15 protein-coding genes, 1 pseudogene and 1 riboswitch are annotated in these 20,275 nt (G+C 75.9%); of the genes and pseudogenes, 7 read left to right on the top strand and 9 right to left on the bottom strand.

Annotated features, from left to right (window positions below):
• Positions 1–167: 167 nt before the first annotated feature.
• Positions 168–624 (bottom strand): annotated as a pseudogene (locus ACZ4UX_RS34840) (catalase); the annotation flags it as partial.
• 299 nt (positions 625–923) lie between these two features.
• On the opposite strand from ACZ4UX_RS34840, the gene cbiE reads away from it, so the two are divergent.
• From cbiE to ACZ4UX_RS34820, 4 genes are read left to right on the top strand one after another with little or no spacing between them, the layout of a single operon-like run.
• A complete protein-coding gene (gene cbiE, locus ACZ4UX_RS34835; protein ID WP_465709572.1) occupies positions 924–2,162 on the top strand; it encodes a precorrin-6y C5,15-methyltransferase (decarboxylating) subunit CbiE in 1,239 nt (412 codons plus the stop codon).
• Positions 2,159–2,920 carry a precorrin-4 C(11)-methyltransferase gene (cobM, locus tag ACZ4UX_RS34830; protein ID WP_380384607.1) on the top strand — a complete coding sequence of 254 codons (762 nt, stop codon included), beginning with the start codon at positions 2,159–2,161 and terminating at the stop codon, positions 2,918–2,920. Before cbiE ends, cobM begins: the two co-directional genes overlap by 4 nt.
• Positions 2,917–3,738 carry a cobalt-precorrin-6A reductase gene (locus ACZ4UX_RS34825; RefSeq protein WP_465709571.1) on the top strand — a complete coding sequence of 274 codons (822 nt, stop codon included), beginning with the start codon at positions 2,917–2,919 and terminating at the stop codon, positions 3,736–3,738. Before cobM ends, ACZ4UX_RS34825 begins: the two co-directional genes overlap by 4 nt.
• A 40-nt stretch (positions 3,739–3,778) precedes the next feature.
• The gene (locus tag ACZ4UX_RS34820) at positions 3,779–4,282 is read left to right on the top strand and encodes a DinB family protein (protein ID WP_352292491.1); all 504 of its coding nucleotides are present in this window, start codon (positions 3,779–3,781) and stop codon (positions 4,280–4,282) included.
• 124 nt (positions 4,283–4,406) lie between these two features.
• Here the strand turns inward: ACZ4UX_RS34820 and ACZ4UX_RS34815 are convergent, their stop codons facing one another.
• The 5 genes from ACZ4UX_RS34815 to ACZ4UX_RS34795 form a co-directional block, all read right to left on the bottom strand.
• Positions 4,407–5,936: a UDP-N-acetylglucosamine 1-carboxyvinyltransferase gene (locus ACZ4UX_RS34815; RefSeq protein ID WP_329490699.1), complete on the bottom strand. Its 1,530-nt coding sequence runs from the start codon at positions 5,934–5,936 to the stop codon at positions 4,407–4,409.
• Positions 5,937–6,078: 142 nt separating this feature from the next.
• Positions 6,079–7,197, bottom strand: coding sequence for a cobalt-precorrin-5B (C(1))-methyltransferase (locus tag ACZ4UX_RS34810; RefSeq protein WP_465709570.1), 1,119 nt, complete (start codon positions 7,195–7,197; stop codon positions 6,079–6,081).
• A 101-nt stretch (positions 7,198–7,298) separates the two neighbouring features.
• A complete protein-coding gene (locus tag ACZ4UX_RS34805; protein ID WP_352292495.1) occupies positions 7,299–8,813 on the bottom strand; it encodes a precorrin-2 C(20)-methyltransferase in 1,515 nt (504 codons plus the stop codon).
• On the bottom strand, positions 8,810–9,436 hold the full coding sequence (locus ACZ4UX_RS34800) for a precorrin-8X methylmutase (RefSeq protein WP_465709569.1): 627 nt from the start codon (positions 9,434–9,436) through the stop codon (positions 8,810–8,812). Before ACZ4UX_RS34800 ends, ACZ4UX_RS34805 begins: the two co-directional genes overlap by 4 nt.
• Positions 9,433–10,644 carry a hypothetical protein gene (locus ACZ4UX_RS34795; RefSeq protein WP_465709568.1) on the bottom strand — a complete coding sequence of 404 codons (1,212 nt, stop codon included), beginning with the start codon at positions 10,642–10,644 and terminating at the stop codon, positions 9,433–9,435. The genes ACZ4UX_RS34800 and ACZ4UX_RS34795 overlap by 4 nt, the downstream gene beginning before the upstream one ends.
• Before the next feature lie 144 nt (positions 10,645–10,788).
• Positions 10,789–10,859, top strand: a riboswitch (cobalamin riboswitch).
• A 161-nt stretch (positions 10,860–11,020) separates the two neighbouring features.
• Between ACZ4UX_RS34795 and cobN the strand changes: the two genes are divergently transcribed.
• Both cobN and lnt read left to right on the top strand, forming a co-directional pair.
• The gene (cobN, locus tag ACZ4UX_RS34790; RefSeq protein WP_352292502.1) at positions 11,021–14,635 is read left to right on the top strand and encodes a cobaltochelatase subunit CobN; all 3,615 of its coding nucleotides are present in this window, start codon (positions 11,021–11,023) and stop codon (positions 14,633–14,635) included.
• A 146-nt stretch (positions 14,636–14,781) separates the two neighbouring features.
• Positions 14,782–16,344, top strand: a complete 1,563-nt coding sequence (lnt, locus tag ACZ4UX_RS34785; RefSeq protein WP_465709567.1) for an apolipoprotein N-acyltransferase — start codon at positions 14,782–14,784, stop codon at positions 16,342–16,344.
• Between the two features lie 88 nt (positions 16,345–16,432).
• Here the strand turns inward: lnt and ACZ4UX_RS34780 are convergent, their stop codons facing one another.
• Positions 16,433–17,200, bottom strand: a complete 768-nt coding sequence (locus ACZ4UX_RS34780) for a VOC family protein (RefSeq protein ID WP_465709566.1) — start codon at positions 17,198–17,200, stop codon at positions 16,433–16,435.
• The gene (locus ACZ4UX_RS34775) at positions 17,197–18,120 is read right to left on the bottom strand and encodes an NADP-dependent oxidoreductase (protein ID WP_465709565.1); all 924 of its coding nucleotides are present in this window, start codon (positions 18,118–18,120) and stop codon (positions 17,197–17,199) included. The genes ACZ4UX_RS34780 and ACZ4UX_RS34775 overlap by 4 nt, the downstream gene beginning before the upstream one ends.
• A gap of 251 nt (positions 18,121–18,371) precedes the next feature.
• On the opposite strand from ACZ4UX_RS34775, the gene ACZ4UX_RS34770 reads away from it, so the two are divergent.
• Positions 18,372–19,613 carry an amidohydrolase gene (locus ACZ4UX_RS34770; protein ID WP_465709564.1) on the top strand — a complete coding sequence of 414 codons (1,242 nt, stop codon included), beginning with the start codon at positions 18,372–18,374 and terminating at the stop codon, positions 19,611–19,613.
• A 30-nt stretch (positions 19,614–19,643) separates the two neighbouring features.
• On the opposite strand, the gene ACZ4UX_RS34765 is transcribed toward ACZ4UX_RS34770, so the two are convergent.
• Entirely contained in the window at positions 19,644–20,147 is a 504-nt protein-coding gene (locus tag ACZ4UX_RS34765; protein WP_352292511.1) for a DinB family protein, read from the bottom strand.
• Positions 20,148–20,275 lie beyond the last annotated feature (128 nt).

The raw sequence follows: 20,275 nt of genomic DNA, 5'->3' as shown, positions 1-20,275 counted from the left end.
CCCCCCCCCCCCCCCCCACCCCCCCCCCCCCCCCCCCCCCCCCCCCCCCCCCCCCCCCCCCCCCCCCCCCCCCCCCCCCCCCCCCCCCCCCCCCCGCCGACGGCCCGCTCAGGCTTGCCCATCCCGGAGGCGACCCGGTCACCCAGCGATTTGTCGATATTGCGTCAGTACCGCACCGCCCGCGCCGGCACCGGGTCGCTGACGCCGGCCTTCAGGTGGCCGACGATGTTGGACACCAGCCGGTCCCGCTGCGCGTCGTCCAGCACCTCGCGGACCATCGTGCCCGCCTCGCCCCAGTCGTCGTCCTCGGCGTGCGGCGAGTACGCCCCGCGCACCAGCTCGCCCGCGCTCTGCCACCCGGCACCAGCGCCGACGGCTCGAAGGCCGCCTGCTCGATGGGGACGAGTAGTCCTCGGGGTTGCGGTTGAGGGTCGTCGTCCCGACCTTGGCCAGCGGGAAGCCGCCGTGCGGCCAGACCTTGGTCAGGTCGAAGGGGTTGAACCGGTACCCGGGCGCTCCGTCGAACGGCATGGCCTGGACGTACAGCGTCCAGGACGGGTGCTCGCCGCCCTCGACGGCCTCCCAGAGGTCCTGCCGGTGGAGGTCCGGAACCGATCCGGCCAGCCGTGAGCGAGTGCTCGTCGCTCGGCACCGGGGTCCCGGTGTTGTCGGTGGTGTGCGGAACCGCTGACTCGGACGCGGCGCCCTCCGTCGCACGCTGAACTGCCCCCGGACGACGCTGACCGCGGCCACCGGGGCGTGCACCCTGACCGGGTGGTGGCCGCGTACCGCCAGGTAGGCTGCCCCGGCCACGCCTTCGTCGGCCGAGCGGCGCCGACGGCAGGCCGACCGACCGACCGGCTGTGGAACACGGACCGCAGACCCGCAGACCCGCACGACACTGACCGAACGAGGAGCCCCCGGTGCCCGAGCTGCCACCGCCGATCACCGTCGTCGGGATCGGCGCAGACGGCTGGCCCGGCCTCGCCACCACCTCCCGGGCGGCGCTGCGGACGGCCGAGGTGGTGATCGGCGGCCCGCGCCAGCTGGCCCTGCTCCCCGCCGCCGAGGTGGTCGCCGAACGGGTGCCGTGGCCGTCCCCGCTGCGCCCGGCCGTCCCCGGGCTGCTCGCCGAGCACGCCGGCCGCCGGGTGGCCGTGCTCGCCAGCGGCGACCCGATGTTCTTCGGCATCGGCCGCACCCTCGCCGAGACCGTCGGCGCCGAACGGCTGCGCGTCCTGCCGCACCCCTCCTCCGTCTCCTACGCCTGCGCCCGGCTCGGCTGGCCGCTGGAGGGCACCGAGGTGGTCAGCCTGGTCGGCCGCCCCCTGGACACCCTGACGCTCGCCCTGCACGCCGGCCGCCGGCTGCTCGTCCTCGGCGCCGACGCCCGGACGCCCGCCGCCGTCGCCGCGCTGCTCACCGCACGCGGCTTCGGCACCGCCCGGCTGCACGTGCTGGAACAGCTCGGCTCCCCCGGCGAGCGGCGGCTGGACGGCCCGGCCGACGGCTGGCCGCACCCCGCGGGCGACCCGCTGAACGTCATCGCCGTCGAGCTGGCGGACGGCCCCCGGACCTCACTGGTGCCCGGCCTGCCCGACAACGCCTACGAGAGCGACGGCCAGCTGACCAAGCGGCACGTGCGCGCCGCCACCCTGGCCACCCTCGCGCCCGCCCCCGGCGAGCTGCTCTGGGACGTCGGCGGCGGCTCCGGCTCGATCGCGATCGAGTGGCTGCGCGCCCACCGGGACAACCGGGCGGTGACCGTCGAACGGAGCGCCGTCCGGGCCGAGCGGATCGGCCGCAACGCCGCCGCGCTGGGCGTGCCCCGGCTGCGGGTGGTCACCGGCGCGGCGCCGGACGCGCTCGCCGGGCTGCCCGCCCCCGACGCCGTGTTCATCGGCGGCGGCCTCACCGCGCCCGGCCTGCTGGACGCCTGCTGGGCGGCGCTGCCGCCGGGCGGCCGGCTGGTCGCCAACACCGTGACGCTGGAGTCCGAGGCCCTGCTGACCAGCTGGTACCGGCGGCACGGCGGCGAGCTGCTGCGCCTCGCCGTGGCGCACGCCGTGCCCGTGGGCGGCTTCACCGGCTGGCGGCAGGCGATGCCGGTCACCCAGTGGTCCGCCGTCAAACCTTCGACCGATCCAGGAGCGAGCTCGTGACCGTCTACTTCATCGGGGCCGGCCCGGGCGCCGCCGACCTGATCACCCTGCGCGGTGCGCGCATCCTGGCCCGCGCCGAGGTCTGCCTGTACGCCGGCAGCCTGGTGCCGCGCGAGCTGCTGGACGAGTGCCCGGCCGGTGCCCGGCTGGTCGACACGGCCCAGCTCGACCTGGACCGGATCGTCGCCGAGCTGGTCGCCGCCCACGAGGCCGGGCAGGACGTGGCCCGGCTGCACTCCGGCGACCCGTCCGTGTTCAGCGCCGTCGCCGAGCAGATGCGCCGGCTCGACGCGGCCGGCGTGCCCTACGAGATCGTGCCCGGCGTGCCCGCCTTCGCCGCCGCGGCGGCCGCGCTCAAGCGCGAACTGACGGTGCCGACCGTCGGCCAGACCGTCATCCTCACCCGGATCGCCAAGCGGGCCACCCCGATGCCCGAGGGCGAGGACCTCGCCACGCTCGGCCGCAGCGGCGCGCTGCTGGTGCTGCACCTCGCCGCCGGGTACATCGACGACGTGGTCGAGCAGGTGCTGCCGCACTACGGCGCCGACTGCCCGGTCGCCGTCGTGGCGATGGCGAGCCGCCCGGACGAGCTGGTGCTGCGCGGCACCGTCGCCGGCATCGCCGAGCAGGTGAAGGCGGCGGGCGTGGTGCGCACCGCCGTCATCCTGATCGGCCGCACGCTGACCGCCGAGCAGTTCCGGGACAGTCACCTCTACTCGGCGGACCGCGAGCGCCCGCACGAGCCCTGCGGCGCGTGAGGTCCCACCTGCTCGTCCTCGGCGGCACGACCGAGGCGCGGGCCCTCGCCGCCGCCCTGGCCTCCGACCCGGCGCCGGAGGGTCCCGGGCCGGCGCCGGAGGGCCCCGGGCCGGGGCTCACCCGGCCGGAGGGCTCCGGGCCGAGGGTCACCAGCTCGCTCGCCGGGCGGGTCGCCGCGCCGCGGCTGCCCGCGGGCGAGGTCCGGATCGGCGGCTTCGGCGGACCGGACGGGCTCGCCGCCTGGCTGCGCGCGGAGCGGGTGGACGCGGTGGTCGACGCCACCCACCCGTTCGCCGCCGTCATGTCGCGCAACGCCGCGCTGGCCGCCGCGGCCACCGGCGTCCCGCTGCTGGCGCTGCGCCGGCCCGGCTGGTCGCCGGTGGACGGTGACCGCTGGCATCCGGTGGAGTCGCTGGACGCCGCCGCCGCCGTGCTGCCCGGGCTGGGCCGGCGGGTCTTCCTCACCACCGGCCGCCAGGGCATCGGCGCCTTCGCCCACCTCGACGGCCTGCGCTTCCTGGCCCGCTCGGTCGACCCGCCCGAGCCGCCGGTGCCCGCCGCCCTCGACGTGCTGCTCGACCGCGGCCCGTTCACCCTGGACGGCGAGCGGGCGCTGCTGCGCGAGCACCGGATCGACGTCGTGGTCACCAAGGACAGCGGCGGCGCCGCCACCGCCCCCAAGCTCACCGCGGCACGCGAACTCGGCCTGCCGGTGGTGGTCGTGGAGCGGCCGGCGCCGCCGGCCGGGGTGCCGGTCGCCGCATCCGTGCCGGCCGCCCTGGACTGGCTCGCGGCGCGCGGTCTCGCTCCCCGGTAAACCGGGCGACGGTCGGCGGCGGCCCTGCCAGGATGGGCCGATGAGAGCCGAAGAGCGCACCCGGACCGAACAGACCGCCGACGAACGCGCCACCCTGGTCAGCTTCCTGGACTTCCAGCGGGACACGCTGGCGATGAAGTGCGCCGGGCTGAGCACCGAGCAGCTCCGCGCGCGCGTCCTGCGGCCGTCCGCGCTCTCGCTGCTCGGCCTGGTCCGCCACCTCGCCGAGGTGGAGCGCGGCTGGTTCCGCAACACCTTCGCCGACGAGGCCAGGCCCGGCTTCTGGAAGCACCCCGACGGCAGCTTCGCCGAGTTCGACGTCGACACGGCCGACCCGGCGGAGGCCTTCGCCGTCTGGCGCGGCGAGTGCGACCACGCCCGGGAACTGGTCGCCGCCGCCGAGTCGTTGGACTCCCTCGGACACCACGGCGAGGAGGCCTTCTCGCTCCGCTGGATCCTCACCCACATGATCGAGGAGTACGCCCGCCACAACGGCCACGCCGACCTGCTGCGCGAGCACCTGGACGGCGCGACCGGCGAGTAGCCGGGCCACGAGCAGCAACGGAGAACCGATGCGGACCCGCCGGAAGGACCACGACACCGCCGGGCTGGAGGTCGCCGGCCTGCTGGCCGGCCTCGACGGGTGAGGCCGGCCGGCGGGCGGTTCGTCAGATGTCGCGGAAGGTCTCGATCTGGGCGCCGATCGAGTTGAGGCGCTCGGCGAGGTCCTCGTAGCCGCGGTTGATGACGTACACGTTGCGCAGCACCGAGGTGCCCTTCGCGGCGAGCATCGCGAGCAGGATGACCACGGCCGGGCGCAGCGCCGGCGGGCAGACCATCTCGGCGGCGCGCCAGCGGGTCGGGCCCTGGACGAGCACCCGGTGCGGGTCGAGCAGCTTGATGTCCGCGCCGAGCCGGGTCAGTTCGGTCAGGTAGATGGCGCGGTTGTCGTACACCCAGTCGTGGATCATCGTGGTGCCGTTGGCGGCCGCGGCGATCGCGGCGAAGAACGGCACGTTGTCGATGTTGATGCCGGGGAACGGCATCGGGTGGATGGTGTCGACCGGCGCGGTCAGCTTGGAGGGGCGCACGGTGAGGTCGACCAGCCGGGTGTAGCCGTTGTGGGCCCGGTACTCGGGGGTGCGGTCGTAGTCGAGGCCCATCCCCTCCAGCACCGCGAGCTCGATCTCCAGGAACTCGATCGGCACCCGGCGGATCGTCAGCTCGGAGGAGGTGACCACCGCGGCGGCGAGCAGGCTCATCGCCTCCACCGGGTCCTCGGCCGGGGTGTAGTCGACGTCGCGGGTGATCTCGGGGACGCCGTGCACGGTGAGGGTGGTGGTGCCGATGCCCTCGATCTTCACGCCCAGCCGCTCCAGGAAGAAGCAGAGGTCCTGGACCATGTAGTTGGGGGAGGCGTTGCGGATGACGCTGACGCCGTCGTGCCGGGCGGCGGCGAGCAGGGCGTTCTCGGTGACGGTGTCGCCGCGCTCGGTCAGCACGATCGGCCGGTCCATCGGCGCGCCGGGCTGGACGGAGGCGTGGTAGGCGCCGGAGGTGGTGGCGACCTCCAGCCCGAAGCGGCGCAGCGCGGTCAGGTGCGGCTGGACGGTGCGGGTGCCGAGGTCGCAACCGCCCGCGTACGGGATGGCGAAGCGGTCGGCGCGGTGCATCAGCGGGCCGAGGAACATCAGCACGCTGCGGGTGCGGCGGGCGGCCTCGACGTCCATCGCCGCGAGGTCGAGCTCGGCGGGCGGGGTGAGTTCGAGGTCGCGGCCCTCGTTGGTCCAGCGGCTCTTGACGCCGATGCTGGTGAGCACTTCGAGGATCCGGTACACCTCCTCGATCCGGGCGACCTGGCGGATCGTGGTGCGGCCGGTGGTCAGCAGCGAGGCGCAGAGGATCGCGACGCAGGCGTTCTTGCTGCTGCGGACGTCGATCGCGCCGGAGAGCTGGGTGCCGCCGGCGACCCGCAGGTGCATGGGGCCGGCGTAGCCGAGGGAGACGATCTCGCTGTCGAGGGCTTCGCCGATGCGGGCGATCATCTCAAGACTGACGTTCTGCTTGCCCTGTTCGATGCGGTTGACCGCGCTCTGGCTGGTACCGAGGGCCTCGCCGAGCTGGGCCTGGGACCAACCACGGTGCTGACGCGCGGTGCGGATGAGGGTGCCGATACGGGTGAGGTAGTCGCCTGTCACTCGCCAGACCATATCTCATGCTTGAGATAGCAACAGGGTCGGGGGCGGGCAATGCGTCACCTTTGTCCATTTCTGCTCCGGATTGACGAAGCATCGGCACACCACCGCCACACTCCTGTTACGGATCCGGCGCCCCGCGACCTCATGGGCCGAGCGGTTCCGCCCGGCCCACGATCGTGCCGGCCCGGTCGATGCAGATGACGTCCACCGCGACCGGCGAGCCGACCAGCACCCCGAGCGCGGTGGCCCGGGCCGCCTCGGCGACGAGATCACCGAGCGGAACGCCGGCCGCGCGGCAGAGCTGGATCGCCTCCAGGGCCGTGTTGGCGGCCGCGACCGCCGCGACCAGCTCGGGCCCGGCGCCGCCGGTGCGGGCCAGGCCCGCCAGGTAGCCCTGGTCGACCTGGGAGCGGGCCGAGTGCAGGTCCAGGTGACCGGCGGCCAGCTTGGAGAGCTTGGCGAAGCCGCCCGCGACCGTCAGCCGCGGCACCGGGTGGCGCTTCAGGTACTTGAGCACCGCCCCGGCGAAGTCGCCCATGTCGAGCAGCGCGTCCTCGGGCAGGCCGTGCACGGTGGCGGCCACCTTCTCCGAGGTCGAACCGGTGCAGCCCGCGACATGGGTGCGCCCGGCGGCCCGGGCCACGTCCACCCCGCGCCGGATGGAGTCGATCCAGGCGGAGCAGGAGTAGGGGACGACGATTCCGGTCGTGCCGAGGATCGAGAGCCCGCCGAGGATGCCCAGGCGCGGGTTCCAGGTGGAGCGGGCGATCTCCTCGCCGTGGTCCACCGAGACCTCCACCACGACGTCCCCGCCGCCGCCGAACTCGGCCGCCACCTCGGCGACCGCGTCCCGGATCATCTGCCGGGGCACCGGGTTGACGGCCGGCTCGCCGACGGCCAGCGGCAGTCCGGCCTTGGTGACCGTCCCGACGCCGGGACCGGCCCGGAACACCACCCCGCTGCCCGGCTCCCCCGCCCACACCGTCGAGCGGATCAGCGCACCGTGCGTCACGTCCGGATCGTCCCCGGCGTCCTTCACCACCGCGGCCATCGCCCGGCCGGCCGCCCGCTCCTCCGCCGCCAGCGCGAAGCCGGGCCGCTGGCCCTTCGGCAGGGTGATCACCACCGGATCCGGGAAGGCCCCGGTCAGCAGCGCCTGGTAGGCCGCCTTGGTCGCCGCCGTCGCACAGGCGCCCGTCGTCCACCCGGGCCGCAGCCCGCTGCTCCTCAGCTGCCCGGCTCGTCCACCGACCTCCGCCACGCCGCCCGCTCCTCACCTCGCGCGGACCTTTGAACCGGCCCGCCGGCCTCCATCGTCCCCGGCCGCCCTCCTCCCCGCCGCGGCGGGGAGGAGGGCGGGGCTCACACCTCCGGGTAGCGGCGGGGCGTCCAGACCACCTGGGTGCCGTTGCCGCGCCGGACGGCCCGGGTCTGGGAGGAGCCGATCAGCAGGATGGTGCGCATGTCGACCTCGGCGGGGTCGAGGTCGCCGAGGCGGACGGTGCGCACGCGCTCGGTCGGGCCGCCGACGTCGCGGGCCATCACCACCGGCGTCCCGGGGTCGCGGTACTCCAGCAGCAGGTCCCGGGTCAGGCCGACCTGGGTGGTGCGGGACTGCGAACCGGGGTTGTACAGGGCCAGCACCAGGTCGGCCTCGGCCGCCGCGCGCAGCCGCTTGGCGACCACCTCCCAGGGCTTGAGGCGGTCGGAGAGCGAGACCACCGCGTAGTCGTGGCCGAGCGGGGCGCCGGCCCGGGAGGCGGCGGCGTGGGCGGCCGTCATCCCCGGCACGATCCGGACCGGGACGTCGCCGTAGGCCTCCTCGCAGGCGACCTCCAGGACGGCGGTGGCCATCGCGAAGACGCCCGGGTCGCCGGAGGAGACCACCGCGACGTGGTGCCCGCGCCGGGCGAGGTCCAGCGCGAACTCGGCCCGCTCGGACTCCACCTTGTTGTCGGAGCCGTGGCGCTGCTGGCCGGGGCGCTCGGGCACCCGGTCCAGGTAGGTGGTGTAGCCGACCAGGTCGGTGGCGGCGGCGAGGGCGCCGCGCGCCTCGGGGGTGAGCCAGAGCGGGCCGGCCGGGCCGGTGCCGATGACCGTCACGCTGCCGGGGCCCGCGGCCGGCGGGGCCGGCCGTTCCAGCGGCGCGACCTTGCTGGGCAGCACGGCGACCGAGAAGTAGGGGACGCTCTCGGGGTCGACGTCGGCCAGCGGGCCGGTGCGCTCGCCCGCCATGAAGGCCCGCTCGACGTACTGGGCGTCGGCCAGCCGGCCGGCCCGCTCCAGGGCGCGGCGGACGGCGGGGAAGGTGCGGCCCAGCTTCATGATCACGGCGGAGTCGGCGGAGGCGATCCGCGCGGTCAGCTCCTCCTCGGGCAGCGTGCCCGGGATGACGGTGAGCGTCTCCTCCGCCTCGGTGAGCGGCACCCCGAGCCGGGCGGCGGCGGCGCTGACCGAGGTCACGCCGGGGACCACCTCGGTGGGGTAGCGGTGCGCGAGGCGCTTGTGCATGTGCTGGTAGGAGCCGTAGAAGAGCGGGTCCCCCTCGGCGAGCACCACCACGCTGCGGCCGGCGTCGAGGTGGGCGGCCAGCCGGTCGGCGGCCTCCTGGTAGAAGTCGTCCAGCGCACCCCGGTAGCCGCCCGGGTGGTCGGTGGTCTCGACGGTGAGCGGGTAGACCAGCTTCTCCTCGATCTGACCGCCCGTCAGATAGCGCTCGGCGATGGACCGGGCGATCGACCGGCCGTGCCGGGCGCTGTGGTACGCCACCACGTCGGCCTTGCCGATGAGTTCGGCGGCGCGGACGGTGACCAGCGAAGGGTCCCCCGGGCCGAGCCCGACCCCGTACAGCCGGCCGGTCTGCTGAGCGTCCGTCACTCTTCCTCACTCGCAATCGCGTTGATGGCCGCTGCGGCCATGGCACTGCCGCCCCGCCGGCCGCGCACCACCAGGTACTCCAGGCCGGACGGGTGCGCCGCCAGGGCCTCCTTGGACTCGGCGGCGCCGATGAAGCCCACCGGGACGCCGATCACCGCGGCCGGGCGCGGCGCGCCGGCCTCGATCAGCTCCAGCAGCCGGAACAGCGAGGTCGGCGCGTTGCCGACGGCGACCACCGCGCCCTCCAGCCGGGGCAGCCACAGCTCCATCGCGGCGGCGCTGCGGGTGTTGCCCATCCGCCGGGCCAGCTCGGGCACCGACGGGTCGGTCAGGGTGCAGATGACCTCGTTGTCGGCGGGCAGCCGCTTGCGGGTGACACCGCTGGCGACCATGTTCACGTCGCAGAGGATCGGCGCCCCGGCACGCAGCGCGGCGCGGGCGGAGGCGACCGCGCCCGGCGAGTACACCAGGTCCTCGACCAGGTCGGTCATGCCGCAGGCATGGATCATCCGCACCGCGACCTGGGCCACGTCGGCGGGCAGGGCGGCGAGGTCGGCCTCGGCCCGGATGGTGGCAAAGGACTGGCGGTAGATGGACGCGCCGTCCTTCTCGTACTCGATCACTTCGTGGTCCTCCTGGCCTCGGCGACCGCCTCGGCCGTCTCCTCGTTCGTCACGTCCACGGCCGCCCCGGCGGCTGCCGGACCGTTCACCGTCACCCGGTAGCCCTGCCCGGTGGCGAGCACGTCCACCCACCGCCCGGCCGGGTGGCCGCAGCGCCGTTCACAGCCCGACCAGTGCACGGGCAGGCCCCCCGTCCCGGCCGCCTCCAGGGCGCGCGCGGCGTCGGCCCGGACGTCGGCCCGGGACGACCCGCAACCGGGCAGCCCGGTACAGGCGGTGGCCCGCTCCCAGGCGGCTCCGGGCGCGGTCCGGAAGCCGGCCGCCGCCAGGCCGGCGAGCCGCCCGGGGGCGGCGCCGGGCAGCACCGCACCGCGCCACGGGGTGAGCCGCAGCTCCCCCTCGGCGGCGTCGACCAGCGCCCGCCACTGCGCGCCGGAGGCGGAGCCGAACCGTAGGGCGACCGAGAGGCCGCCGGGCACCGCGCCGAGCGGCGGCGGCGTACCGGCGAACGCCGGCAGCTTCACCGAACCCGGCGGCACCAGGTCGGGTACGTCCCGCAGGTGCCACGCCTCGCGGCCGGTGGCGCGCAGCACGGCCACGAAGTCCCGGGCGACCGCCAGCGCCGTGTCGACGGCCCGCTCGGCGGGGACGGGCCGGGCGGTGTCCGCGCGGGCGAGGCGCAGCAGCGCGCTGCCGTCCGGGCCTGCGATCAACGTCACATCGGCGTTCAGGGCGGCCACGGCGCCGCGTCCGTCGTCCAGGGCGAACAGGAACTTGCCGGAGAGGGCGGCCGCCCAGGGGCTCGCGCACAGCTTCGCGTCCAGTTCGCGTGCCCAGGCCCGGACGTCGGCGAAGCCGCCGGCCGGGCCCGGCGAGGCGACGATGTTGCGGACCCGCTCATGGGTGTCGGAAGGCAGCAGCCCGACCGCCCGCAGCCGCCCGCCGAGTTCGGCGCCGCACTCCGAAGCCAGGCCCCGCAGCTGGACGTTGCCGCGCGAGGTGATCTCCAGGTGGCCGTCGCCCAGCGACTCGGCGGCCCCGGCCAGGGCCAGCGCCTGATCCTCCGTCAGCAGTCCGCCGGGCAGCCGGACCCGGGCCAGGGCGCCGTCGGCCGCGGTGTGCAGACGAAGCGCCCCCGGGCAGGCGTCCTCGCGGCCCCGGCCGGACACGGCGGGGTCCGGCGCGGTCGCGTCGGGTGTGGGTGGCATGGCCGCGAGCATACAGATGATCCGATCGCTTGCCGCTGTCCCGCGGGTCACACTCTCGGCCGCTCTCCCCCTGGTCAGCCGCACCCCGTACGATGCTGCCGGGCGGCCCCGCGGGGCCGTCCGCACGCCAGCGACGGCGCAGGGGAGGAAGCCGGTGCAAACCCGGTGCGGTCCCGCCACTGTGACCACGGTTCAACCGTGGGAGCCAGGAACTCCTGCCGTCCTCCACCGGCCCGGGGCGCGGACCCCGAGGAAGGCTTGACGCCATGCGCCGCCGCATGCCCGCGACCCCGCCGTCGCACGTGCCTCCACGGGCGACCCCGTCGTCGCCCGTGACCTTGCCCTTGCCCGCCATCGAGGCCGGGAGGGCCTTCGCATGATCCTGCTGCTGTCGACGTCAGACACCGACCTGCTCAGTGCCCGGGCCGCCGAGGGCCCCGTCCCGTACCGCCTCGGCAACCCGGCCCGGCTCTCGCCCGAGGAGCTGCCCGCCCTGCTGGAGGGCGTCGAACTGGTCGTGGTGCGCCTGCTCGGCGGCCGCCGCGCCTGGCAGGAGGGCCTGGACGCGCTGCTGGCCGGCCCCCGCCCGGTGATCGTGCTCACCGGCGAGCAGGCGCCGGACGCCCAGCTGATGGAGCTGTCGACCGTCCCGGCCGGCATCGCGGCCGAGGCGCACGCCTACCTCGCCCACGGCGGCGCCGCCAACCTGGCCGAGCTGGGCGCCTTCCTCTCCGACACGGTGCTGCTCACCGGCCACGGCTTCGCCCCGCCCGCCTCCGCCCCCGCCTGGGGACCGCTGGAGCGCGAGGCCCGGACGACCGAGGGCCCGATCGTCGCGGTGCTCTACTACCGCGCCCACCACATGAGCGGGAACACCGCCTTCGTCGACACCCTCTGCCGGGCGATCGAGGACCAGGGCGCGCGCGCCAGGGCGTACTACTGCGCCTCGCTGCGCGGCGCCGAGCCGGAGCTGCTGGCCGCGCTGGGCGAGGCCGACGCGCTGGTCACCACCGTGCTGGCCGCCGGCGGCACCCGCCCGGCCGACGCGCAGGCCGGCGGCGACGAGGAGGCCTGGGACGCCGGCGCGCTGGCCGCGCTGGACCGCCCGATCCTCCAGGCGCTCTGCCTCACCTGGTCGCGCGCCCAGTGGGAGGCCAGCGACGACGGCCTCTCCCCGCTGGACACCGCCACCCAGATCGCCGTCCCGGAGTTCGACGGCCGGCTGATCAGCGTCCCGTTCTCCTTCAAGGAGCTGGACGAGGACGGCCTCACCGTCTACGCGGCCGACCCCGAGCGCGCCGCCCGGGTCGCCGGCACCGCCGTCCGGCACGCCCGGCTGCGGCACATCCCGGCCGCCGAGCGGCGGCTGGCGCTGGTGCTGTCCGCGTACCCGACCAAGCACGCCCGGGTCGGCAACGCCGTCGGCCTGGACACCCCGGCCAGCGCGATGCGCCTGCTGGCGCGGCTGCGCGCGGAGGGCATGGACCTCGGCTCGGACCTGCCGGGGCTGGACACCGTCCCCGAGAACATGCACGAGGGCGACGCGCTGATCCACGCGCTGATCGCGGCCGGCGGCTACGACCAGGACTGGCTCACCGAGGACCAGCTGGCCCGCAACCCGGTCCGCATCCCGGCCGCCGACTACCGCCGCTGGTACGCGACCCTCCCCGAGGCCCTGCGCACCCGCGTCGAGGAGCACTGGGGCCCGGCCCCCGGCGAGCTCTACGTGGACCGCTCGCAGAACCCGGACGGCGACATCGTGCTGGCCGCGGTCCGCTCCGGCAACCTGCTGGTGCTGATCCAGCCGCCGCGCGGCTTCGGCGAGAACCCGGTCGCGATCTACCACGACCCCGACCTCCCGCCCTCGCACCACTACCTGGCCGCGTACCGCTGGATCGCGGCCGCGCGGCAGGACGGCGGGTTCGGCGCCGACGCCGTGATCCACCTCGGCAAGCACGGCAACCTGGAGTGGCTGCCCGGCAAGACCGCCGCGCTCTCCGCCGAGTGCGGCCCGGACGCCGTCCTCGGCGACCTCCCGCTGATCTACCCGTTCCTGGTCAACGACCCGGGCGAGGGCACCCAGGCCAAGCGCCGCGCCCACGCCACCCTGGTCGACCACCTCGTCCCGCCGATGGCCCGCGCCGACTCCTACGGCGACATCGCGCGGCTGGAGCAGCTGCTCGACGAGCACTCCAACATCGCCGCGATGGACCCGGCCAAGCTGCCCGCGATCCGGGCCCAGATCTGGACGCTGATCCAGGCCGCCAAGCTCGACCACGACCTCGGCCTGGACGAGCGCCCCGAGGACGACGGCTTCGACGACTTCCTGCTGCACGTCGACGGCTGGCTCTGCGAGATCAAGGACGCCCAGATCCGGGACGGCCTGCACGTCCTCGGCCAGGCGCCGGCCGGCACCGACCGGGTGAACATCGTGCTCGCCATCCTGCGCGCCCGGCAGATCTGGGGCGGCGTCAGCGCCCTGCCCGGCCTGCGCGAGGCGCTCGGCCTGGACGAGGCCGCGCTGACGCTGGGCGCCACCGACGCGGCCGAGGCCCAGGCGCGCGCGCTGGTCGAGGCGATGGAGGCCGAGGACTGGGCGCCGGAGGCCGTCGAGAAGGTCGCCGCCGGACTGCCGGCCGCCGTCGCCGACGTGCTCGCCTTCGCCGCCACCCAGGTGGTGCCGCGCCTGGCGGCCACCACCGACGAGCTCGACGCCGTGCTGCACGCGCTCGGTGGCGGCTTCGTCCCGGCCGGGCCCTCGGGCTCGCCGCTGCGCGGCCTGGTCAACGTGCTGCCGACCGGCCGCAACTTCTACTCGGTCGACCCGAAGGCCGTGCCCAGCAAGCTCGCCTGGGAGACCGGCCAGGCGCTGGCGGCCTCCCTCGTCGAGCGCTACCGGGCCGACAACGACGGCGCCTGCCCGCCCTCGGTCGGGCTCTCGCTCTGGGGCACCAGCGCCATGCGCACCGCCGGCGACGACATCGCCGAGGCCTTCGCGCTGCTGGGCGTGCGCCCGGTATGGGACGACGCCTCGCGCCGGGTCACCGGCCTGGAGGCGATCTCCCTGGAGGAGCTGGGCCGCCCGCGGATCGACGTCACCCTGCGCATCTCCGGCTTCTTCCGGGACGCCTTCCCGCACGTGGTCGCCCTGCTGGACGACGCGGTGCGCCTGGCCGCCGCCCAGGAGGAGGACGCCGCGGACAATTACGTCCGCGCCCACGTCCAGGCCGACCTCGCCGTGCACGGCGACGAGCGCAAGGCCACCGTCCGCGTGTTCGGCTCCCGCCCGGGCACCTACGGCGCCGGTCTGCTCCAGCTGATCGACAGCCGCGACTGGCGCACCGACGCCGACCTCGCCGAGGTGTACACGGTCTGGGGCGGCTACGCGTACGGTCGCGGCCTGGACGGGCGGCCGGCCCGCGAGGAGATGGAGACGGCGTACAAGCGGATCACCGTCGCCGCGAAGAACACCGACACCCGCGAGCACGACATCGCCGACTCGGACGACTACTTCCAGTACCACGGCGGCATGGTGGCCACCGTGCGGGCGCTCACCGGCAAGGCCCCGACCGCCTACATCGGCGACTCGACCCGCCCGGAGACCGTCCGCACCCGCACCCTGACCGAGGAGGCGGCCCGGGTGTTCCGCGCCCGGGTCGTCAACCCGCGGTGGATGGAGGCGATGCGCCGCCACGGCTACAAGGGCGCCTTCGAGATGGCGGCCACCGTCGACTACCTCTTCGGCTACGACGCCACCACCGGCGTGGTCGCCGACTGGATGTACGAGAAGCTGACCCAGGAGTACGTCCTCGACCCGGTGAACCGCGAGTTCCTGGCCGACGCCAACCCTTGGGCGCTGCACGGCATCAGCGAGCGCCTGCTGGAGGCGGCCGAGCGCGGTCTCTGGGAGCAGCCCGACCCGGAGCTGATCGAGCAGCTCCAGGCCGCCTTCCTGGAGACCGAGGGCGACCTGGAGGGCGACGAGGGCTGACGGGCGCCGGCGAGGGCCGGCGAGGGCTGACGGGCGCTCGGAAGTCCCGGGCCGGTTTCTCCCGGGGCCTGTGCTGCCAGGGTCCTTCACCCATTCGGGTGACAGGACCCTGGCAGTGATCGCCGCTGAAGCGGACAATACGGGGCATGTCCCGCCGCCTCACGCTGCCCCGGCCCGCCCTCCGGGCGCCCACCCCTCCGGACCGTGCCGTCCGGGCCCACCGCTACCGCGTGCGGGGGGCCGCCCTGGCCGCCGGGGCGCTGCCGGTGTTCGCCTTCCCGGCCCCCGGGCTGGCCGCGCTCGCCTGGGTCGCCCTGGTGCCCGGCCTGCTGCTGATGCAGCGGGCGCCGAGCGCCCGGGAGGCCGCCGTCCGGGGCTGGTGGTTCGGCGCGGGGTTCATCCTCACCGGGATGTACTGGCTGATCCCCTCCATCGGCCCGGCGCTGCCGCTGCTCGCGGTGGTGTTCGGCGTGCTCCAGGCCGGGGTCGGCCTCGCCGTCCACCGGCTGCTGCACCCGCCGCTGACCGCCCGGCGCGCGCTGCTCGCCCTCGCCGTCGTCCCCGCGGTCTGGCTGACCACCGAGTACGCCCGCTCGTGGCACGCCCTCGGCGGCCCGTGGGCGCTGCTCGGCGCCACCCAGTGGCGGCACCCGGCCGTCCTGGCGCTGGCCTCGGTCGGCGGGATCTGGCTGGTCAGCGCGGCCGTGGTGGCCGTGAACACCGGTGTGCTGATCGTGCTGACCGCCACCGGGTGGCGACCCCGCGCCCTGGCGGCGCTGGCCACCGTGCTGGTGCTGGCGGCCGGACCGCTGCTGTTCGCGCTGCGCGCCGCGCCCGCCGGCGCCGGGGCGGTCACCGTGGCCCTGGTCCAGCCCGGCATCGTCGAGGACCCGCAGGCCCGGTTCGAGGCGAGTGCCGCCGCCACCGCCGCTCTGGGCGGGCGGCCGGTCGACCTGATCGTCTGGGGCGAGAGCAGCACCACCGCCGACCTGGAGCGCGACCCGGCCGCCGCGGCCCGGCTGAGCCGGCTCTCCGCCGTCACCGGCGCCGAGATCCTGGCCGGGGAGGACGCCCGCAAGGCCGACGGGCGGATCTCCAAGGACGCGGTGCTGGTCTCCCCCGCCGGGACGGTCGACCGCTACCGCAAGATCCGGCTGGTGCCGTTCGGCGAGTACATCCCGCTGCGCCCGCTGCTGGGCTGGATCGCCGGCGTCAGCCGGGCGGCGGGCGAGAACCGGGCCCCGGGGAAGGCGTTCCACGTCCTCCCCGCCACCGACCGCACGGGGGCGCCGCTGCCGGTCGGGGCGCTGATCTGCTTCGAGTCGGCCTTCCCCGACATGTCCCGGACGGCCGCCCGGGACGGCGCCCGGGTGCTGGTCTACCAGTCCTCGACCTCGACCTTCCAGGACACCTGGGCGCCCGAGCAGCACGTCTCGCTGGCCGCCATCCGCGCCGCCGAGACCGGCCGGCCGGCCGTCCAGGCCTCGCTCACCGGGGTCTCGGCCGCCTTCGACGCGCAGGGCCGCGAGCTGGCCCGGTTCGGGACGGACCGCACCGGCGCGCTGACGGTGCGGCTGCCGCTCACCGCGCCGTCGACGCTGACCTGGTACGACCGGATCGGTGACGTGGTGCCGGTCGCCGCCCTGCTGGTGACGGCCGGGGCGGTGCTGGCCGCCGGGCGCGGCCGGGTGCGCCGGGCGGCGCGGTAGCGGGGCGGCGCTGACGCTGGGCGGCGCGGGGCGGGGCCTCGTTCGTTCCACGCCCGGCCGGCGCGGAAGGCCGACCGGGTGGGCGGGTTCAGCCCTCCGCGCCCGCCAGGTGCACCGCGAAGGCCGCGCCCTGCGGGTCGCGCAGCACGGCGACCCGGGGGCCGTCCGGCATCGAGGTGGGCGGCAGCAGGACGTCGGCGCCCAGGTTCCCGGCCCGGAAGGCGGTGACGTCCACGTCCGCGACCGCGAAGTAGGGCAGCCAGTGCGGCGGCACCTGCGGCGGGAACCGGTCGTCCATCGTCAGCATGCCGCCGAAGTCGGCGCCGGCCAGGCCCCACTGGGGGTAGACCTCGGACGGGCGGACCGTCCAGCCGAACACCGCCGGGTAGAACGACCGGGCGCCGTCCGGGTCCCGGGTGAGCAGTTCCACCCAGCCGAGCGCGCCCGGGTCGTTGAGCACCTCCAGGCCCGCCAGCGCGTGGCCCTGCCAGAGCCCGAACACCGCGCCGGACGGGTCGGCGGCGATCACGAACCGGCCGAGACCGAGCGCCTCCGTCGGTCCGATGACGACGCTCCCGCCGCCCCCGGTGATCCGGGCGGCGGACGCGTCCGCGTCGTCGACCGCGAAGGAGACCGTCCAGGCCGTCGGCTGCCCCTCCCCGTAGAGCGGGGCGACGGCGGCGGCGATCCTGCCGTCCAGCTTCATGAAGGTGTAGTCGCCGGCCTCCGGCGGTGCGTCGAGGTCGGCGGCCCGCCAGCCGAACAGCTCGCCGTAGAACCGCTGGGCGCCCTCCGGGTCGGAGCTGCCGTGCTCCACCCAGCAGGGCCCGCCGACCGTCACCGTCCGCTGCTTCATCCCGCCTGCTCCCAGCCGATGTCGAGGATCAGTTTGCCGCGCGCGTGCCCGGACTCCACCAGCGCCAGTGCCTCGGCCGCGTGGGCCATCGGCTGCCGGCCGGTGAGGTGCACGTCGAGCTCGCCGGTCGCCGCCAGCGCGGCGAGGGCGGCGAGGCTCGCCGGGGTGGTGGCGCGGGTGACGAAACGCCCCCCGAGCTCCGCGACGGTGCCCGGGTCGACGGTGGAGACCAGCTTCGAGCGGTCGGCCAGCGTCTCGGCCGCGGCTCGCAGGTCGGCCCCGCCGACCAGGTCGAGGATGCCGTCCACACCGTCCGGGGCGGCCGCCGTGATCCGCTCCGCCACGCCGTCGCCGTACCGCACCTGCACCGCGCCCAGCGACTCCACGTAGCCGCGGTTGGCGTCGCTCGCCGTGCCGACGACCCGGATGCCCCGGCTGCGGGCGAGCTGCGCGGCCACGCTGCCCACACCGCCCGCGATGCCGAGGATCAGCAGCGTCTGCCCGGCTCCCACGCCGACGTCCCGGAGCCCGTCGTCGGCCGTCGCGGCCGCCACCGGGAGGGTCGCCGCCTCGGCGAACCCGAGCGCGGCGGGCTTGACCGCGCTCATCGCCGCGAGCAGCAGGGTCTGCTCCGCGAAGGCGCCCGCCGCCGCGATCCCGAACACCTCGTCCCCGGGGGTGAACCCCGTGACGTCCGGGCCGATCCGCTCGACCACGCCCGCCGCCTCCTGGCCCAGCACGGCGGGCAGCTCGCGGTCCCGCCCGAGGAGTCCCCGGCGGATCTTCCAGTCCACCGGGTTCACTCCGGCCGCCCGGACGCTGACCGCCAGCTGGCCCGGGCCGGGCTCCAGCACCGGCCGGTCCAGGAACTCCTGAGTCTCCGGCCCGCCGTAGTCAACGAACCCGAACGCCTTGACCATCCTCGATCCACTCCTCCGCTGGCTCCCTCCCCCGCCCCAGCATGCGGCCCGCCCCGGCCCCGGTCCGCCGCTGCTGCGCCGAACGGGCGTGCGGGGCGCCGGCGGGAGCCCGTGTGCGCGCCGATCGAGCGGTGCCGGGACCGGCCGCCGGGCGGGGCACCACCGTCACCATGCCGAGCGGGAGTTGACGCGTCGCGCCGCCGTCGGGTTGGTTGGGGTCGCCGACCGACCCCGCCGAACCGGGAGGGCCCATGACCACCCCCACCAGCGCCGACCCCACCGCCACCGTCTTCCGCGACGTCCGACCGCACGGCTCGGCCGCGCCCGTCGAGCTGATCGCCGCCGGCGGACTGCTGGTCGACCGGGTCCCCGAGGGCGCGCGGGTCGAGGTCGTGGAGGGCCGCGGACGGATCGCGCTGCCGACCCTGGTGGACGCGCACATCCACCCCGACAAGACCGCCTGGGGCGAACCCTGGTACAGCCGGCGCCCGGCGCGCGGCATGCCGGAATACGTCCGGGGCGACGTCGAGCTGTACGAGCACCAGCGCACCCCGCTCGCCGAGCGGGCCGAGCGGCTCCTCGCGCACGCGGTGACCCGGGGCACCCGGGCGGTGCGGGCCCATGTGGACGTGGCACCCGCGTACGGCCTGGCGGGCGTGGAGGGGCTGGTGGCCGCCCGGAAGCGACTGGGCGCGGCGCTCGACGTCCAGGTGGTGGCCTTCCCGCAGCACGGGGTGCGCCGGACGCCGGGCGCGGGGGCGCTGCTCGCGGAGGCGGCGGCGAGCGGGCTGATCGACGCGGTCGGCGGCATCGACCCGGCCGGGTTCGACGGAGCCGGGGGCGGCGGGGCCGGGGGCTTCGCGAGCGAGGGGCCGTCGCAGCTCGACCAGGTCTTCGGCCTCGCCGAGCGGTACGGCCTCCCCCTCGACATCCATCTGCACGACACCGGCGAGCGCGGTCTCGCCCCGCTGCACGACATCGCCGCCCGGACGAAGGCCGCCGGGCTGCAGGGCAGGGTGGTGGTCAGCCACGCCTTCTGCGTGCCGGAGCTGTCCGGCGGCCCGCTCGACGCCCTGGCCGAGCTGCTGGCCGGGGCCGGCATCGGGCTCACCACCGTCGCGCCGTCCGCCCACCAGGTGTTGCCCTTCCGGGAGTTGGCGGCGCACGGCGTGCGGGTCGGGCTCGGCTCGGACGGCGTGCGGGACTCCTGGAGCCCGTTCGGCAACGCCGACATGCTGCACCGGGCCCACCTGCTCGGCTGGACCACCGACGCGCGGACCGACGCGGAGCTCACCGAGTGCTTCGCCCTCGCGGCCGGCGGCGGCGCCGACCTGCTGGGGCTGCCCGCCGCCGACCTCGCCCCGGGTTCGCCGGCCGACTTCATGCTGGTGACGGGCGAGTGCCTGCCCCAGGTGGTGGTCGACCTGCCCGAGCGCGAACTGGTCGTCCGGGCCGGGCGGGTGGTGGCCCGGGACGGCCGCTTCCTGGGCTGACCCGGGGCCGGCGCTCCCGCTCCCGGGCCGTCAGCCCCGGTTGTGGTCCCCCGTCCGCCCGTCGATCAGCTCGCGCAGGATGTCCATGTGGCCCGCGTGCCGGGCGGTCTCGGTCGCCATGTGGATCAGCACCCAGCGCAGCGACACCTGGTCGCCGAACCAGGCCCGGCCCAGGTCGTCGAGCTCGAACTCCTCGATGACCTGGTCGGCACTGGCCCGGGCGCGGGCGTAGAAGGTCAGCAGATCGGCGGTGGACTCGTCCGGGCGCACCCGCAGGTCGGACTGCTCGTCCTCGGCGAGGTCGAACGGCAGCGGGCCGGTGTCCCGGCCGAACGTCCGGCAGAACCAGCCGAGTTCGACCCCGCCGAGGTGCTTGACCAGCCCCAGCAGCGTCGTCCCGGACGCCGTCATCGGCCGGCGCAGCTGCTCGTCGTCCAGCCCCTCCAGCTTCCACAGCACCGCGTCGCGGTGCCGGTCGAGCGCAACGAACAGACTCTCCTTCTCGGCCCCCTGGAAGGGCACACGCTTCGTCATGCGCGGACCCTAACAGGCGGCCGGGGGGAGGGGGACGGCCGAAGCCCCCCCGACCATCCCCACTCCCCCCGCCGCGAGGATCCCCAGGAAGAAACCCCCCCACACACCCACCACCTCCCCCCCTCTAC

The sequence above is a fragment of the Kitasatospora sp. NPDC028961 genome, from assembly GCF_055564815.1.
Note: the sequence above shows the minus strand (reverse complement) of the source record. Positions and strands in the feature narration are given on the sequence as shown.

What these genes read in the sequence shown, in the direction of transcription:
- ACZ4UX_RS34820 (WP_352292491.1), top strand. Translation starts at nt 3,779, where the DNA reads ATGAGAGCCGAAGAGCGCACCCGGACCGAACAGACCGCCGACGAACGC.
- ACZ4UX_RS34795 (WP_465709568.1), bottom strand. Translation starts at nt 10,644, where the DNA reads ATGCCACCCACACCCGACGCGACCGCGCCGGACCCCGCCGTGTCCGGC.
- cobN (WP_352292502.1), top strand. Translation starts at nt 11,021, where the DNA reads ATGATCCTGCTGCTGTCGACGTCAGACACCGACCTGCTCAGTGCCCGG.
- lnt (WP_465709567.1), top strand. Translation starts at nt 14,782, where the DNA reads ATGTCCCGCCGCCTCACGCTGCCCCGGCCCGCCCTCCGGGCGCCCACC.
- ACZ4UX_RS34780 (WP_465709566.1), bottom strand. Translation starts at nt 17,200, where the DNA reads ATGAAGCAGCGGACGGTGACGGTCGGCGGGCCCTGCTGGGTGGAGCAC.
- ACZ4UX_RS34775 (WP_465709565.1), bottom strand. Translation starts at nt 18,120, where the DNA reads ATGGTCAAGGCGTTCGGGTTCGTTGACTACGGCGGGCCGGAGACTCAG.
- ACZ4UX_RS34770 (WP_465709564.1), top strand. Translation starts at nt 18,372, where the DNA reads ATGACCACCCCCACCAGCGCCGACCCCACCGCCACCGTCTTCCGCGAC.
- ACZ4UX_RS34765 (WP_352292511.1), bottom strand. Translation starts at nt 20,147, where the DNA reads ATGACGAAGCGTGTGCCCTTCCAGGGGGCCGAGAAGGAGAGTCTGTTC.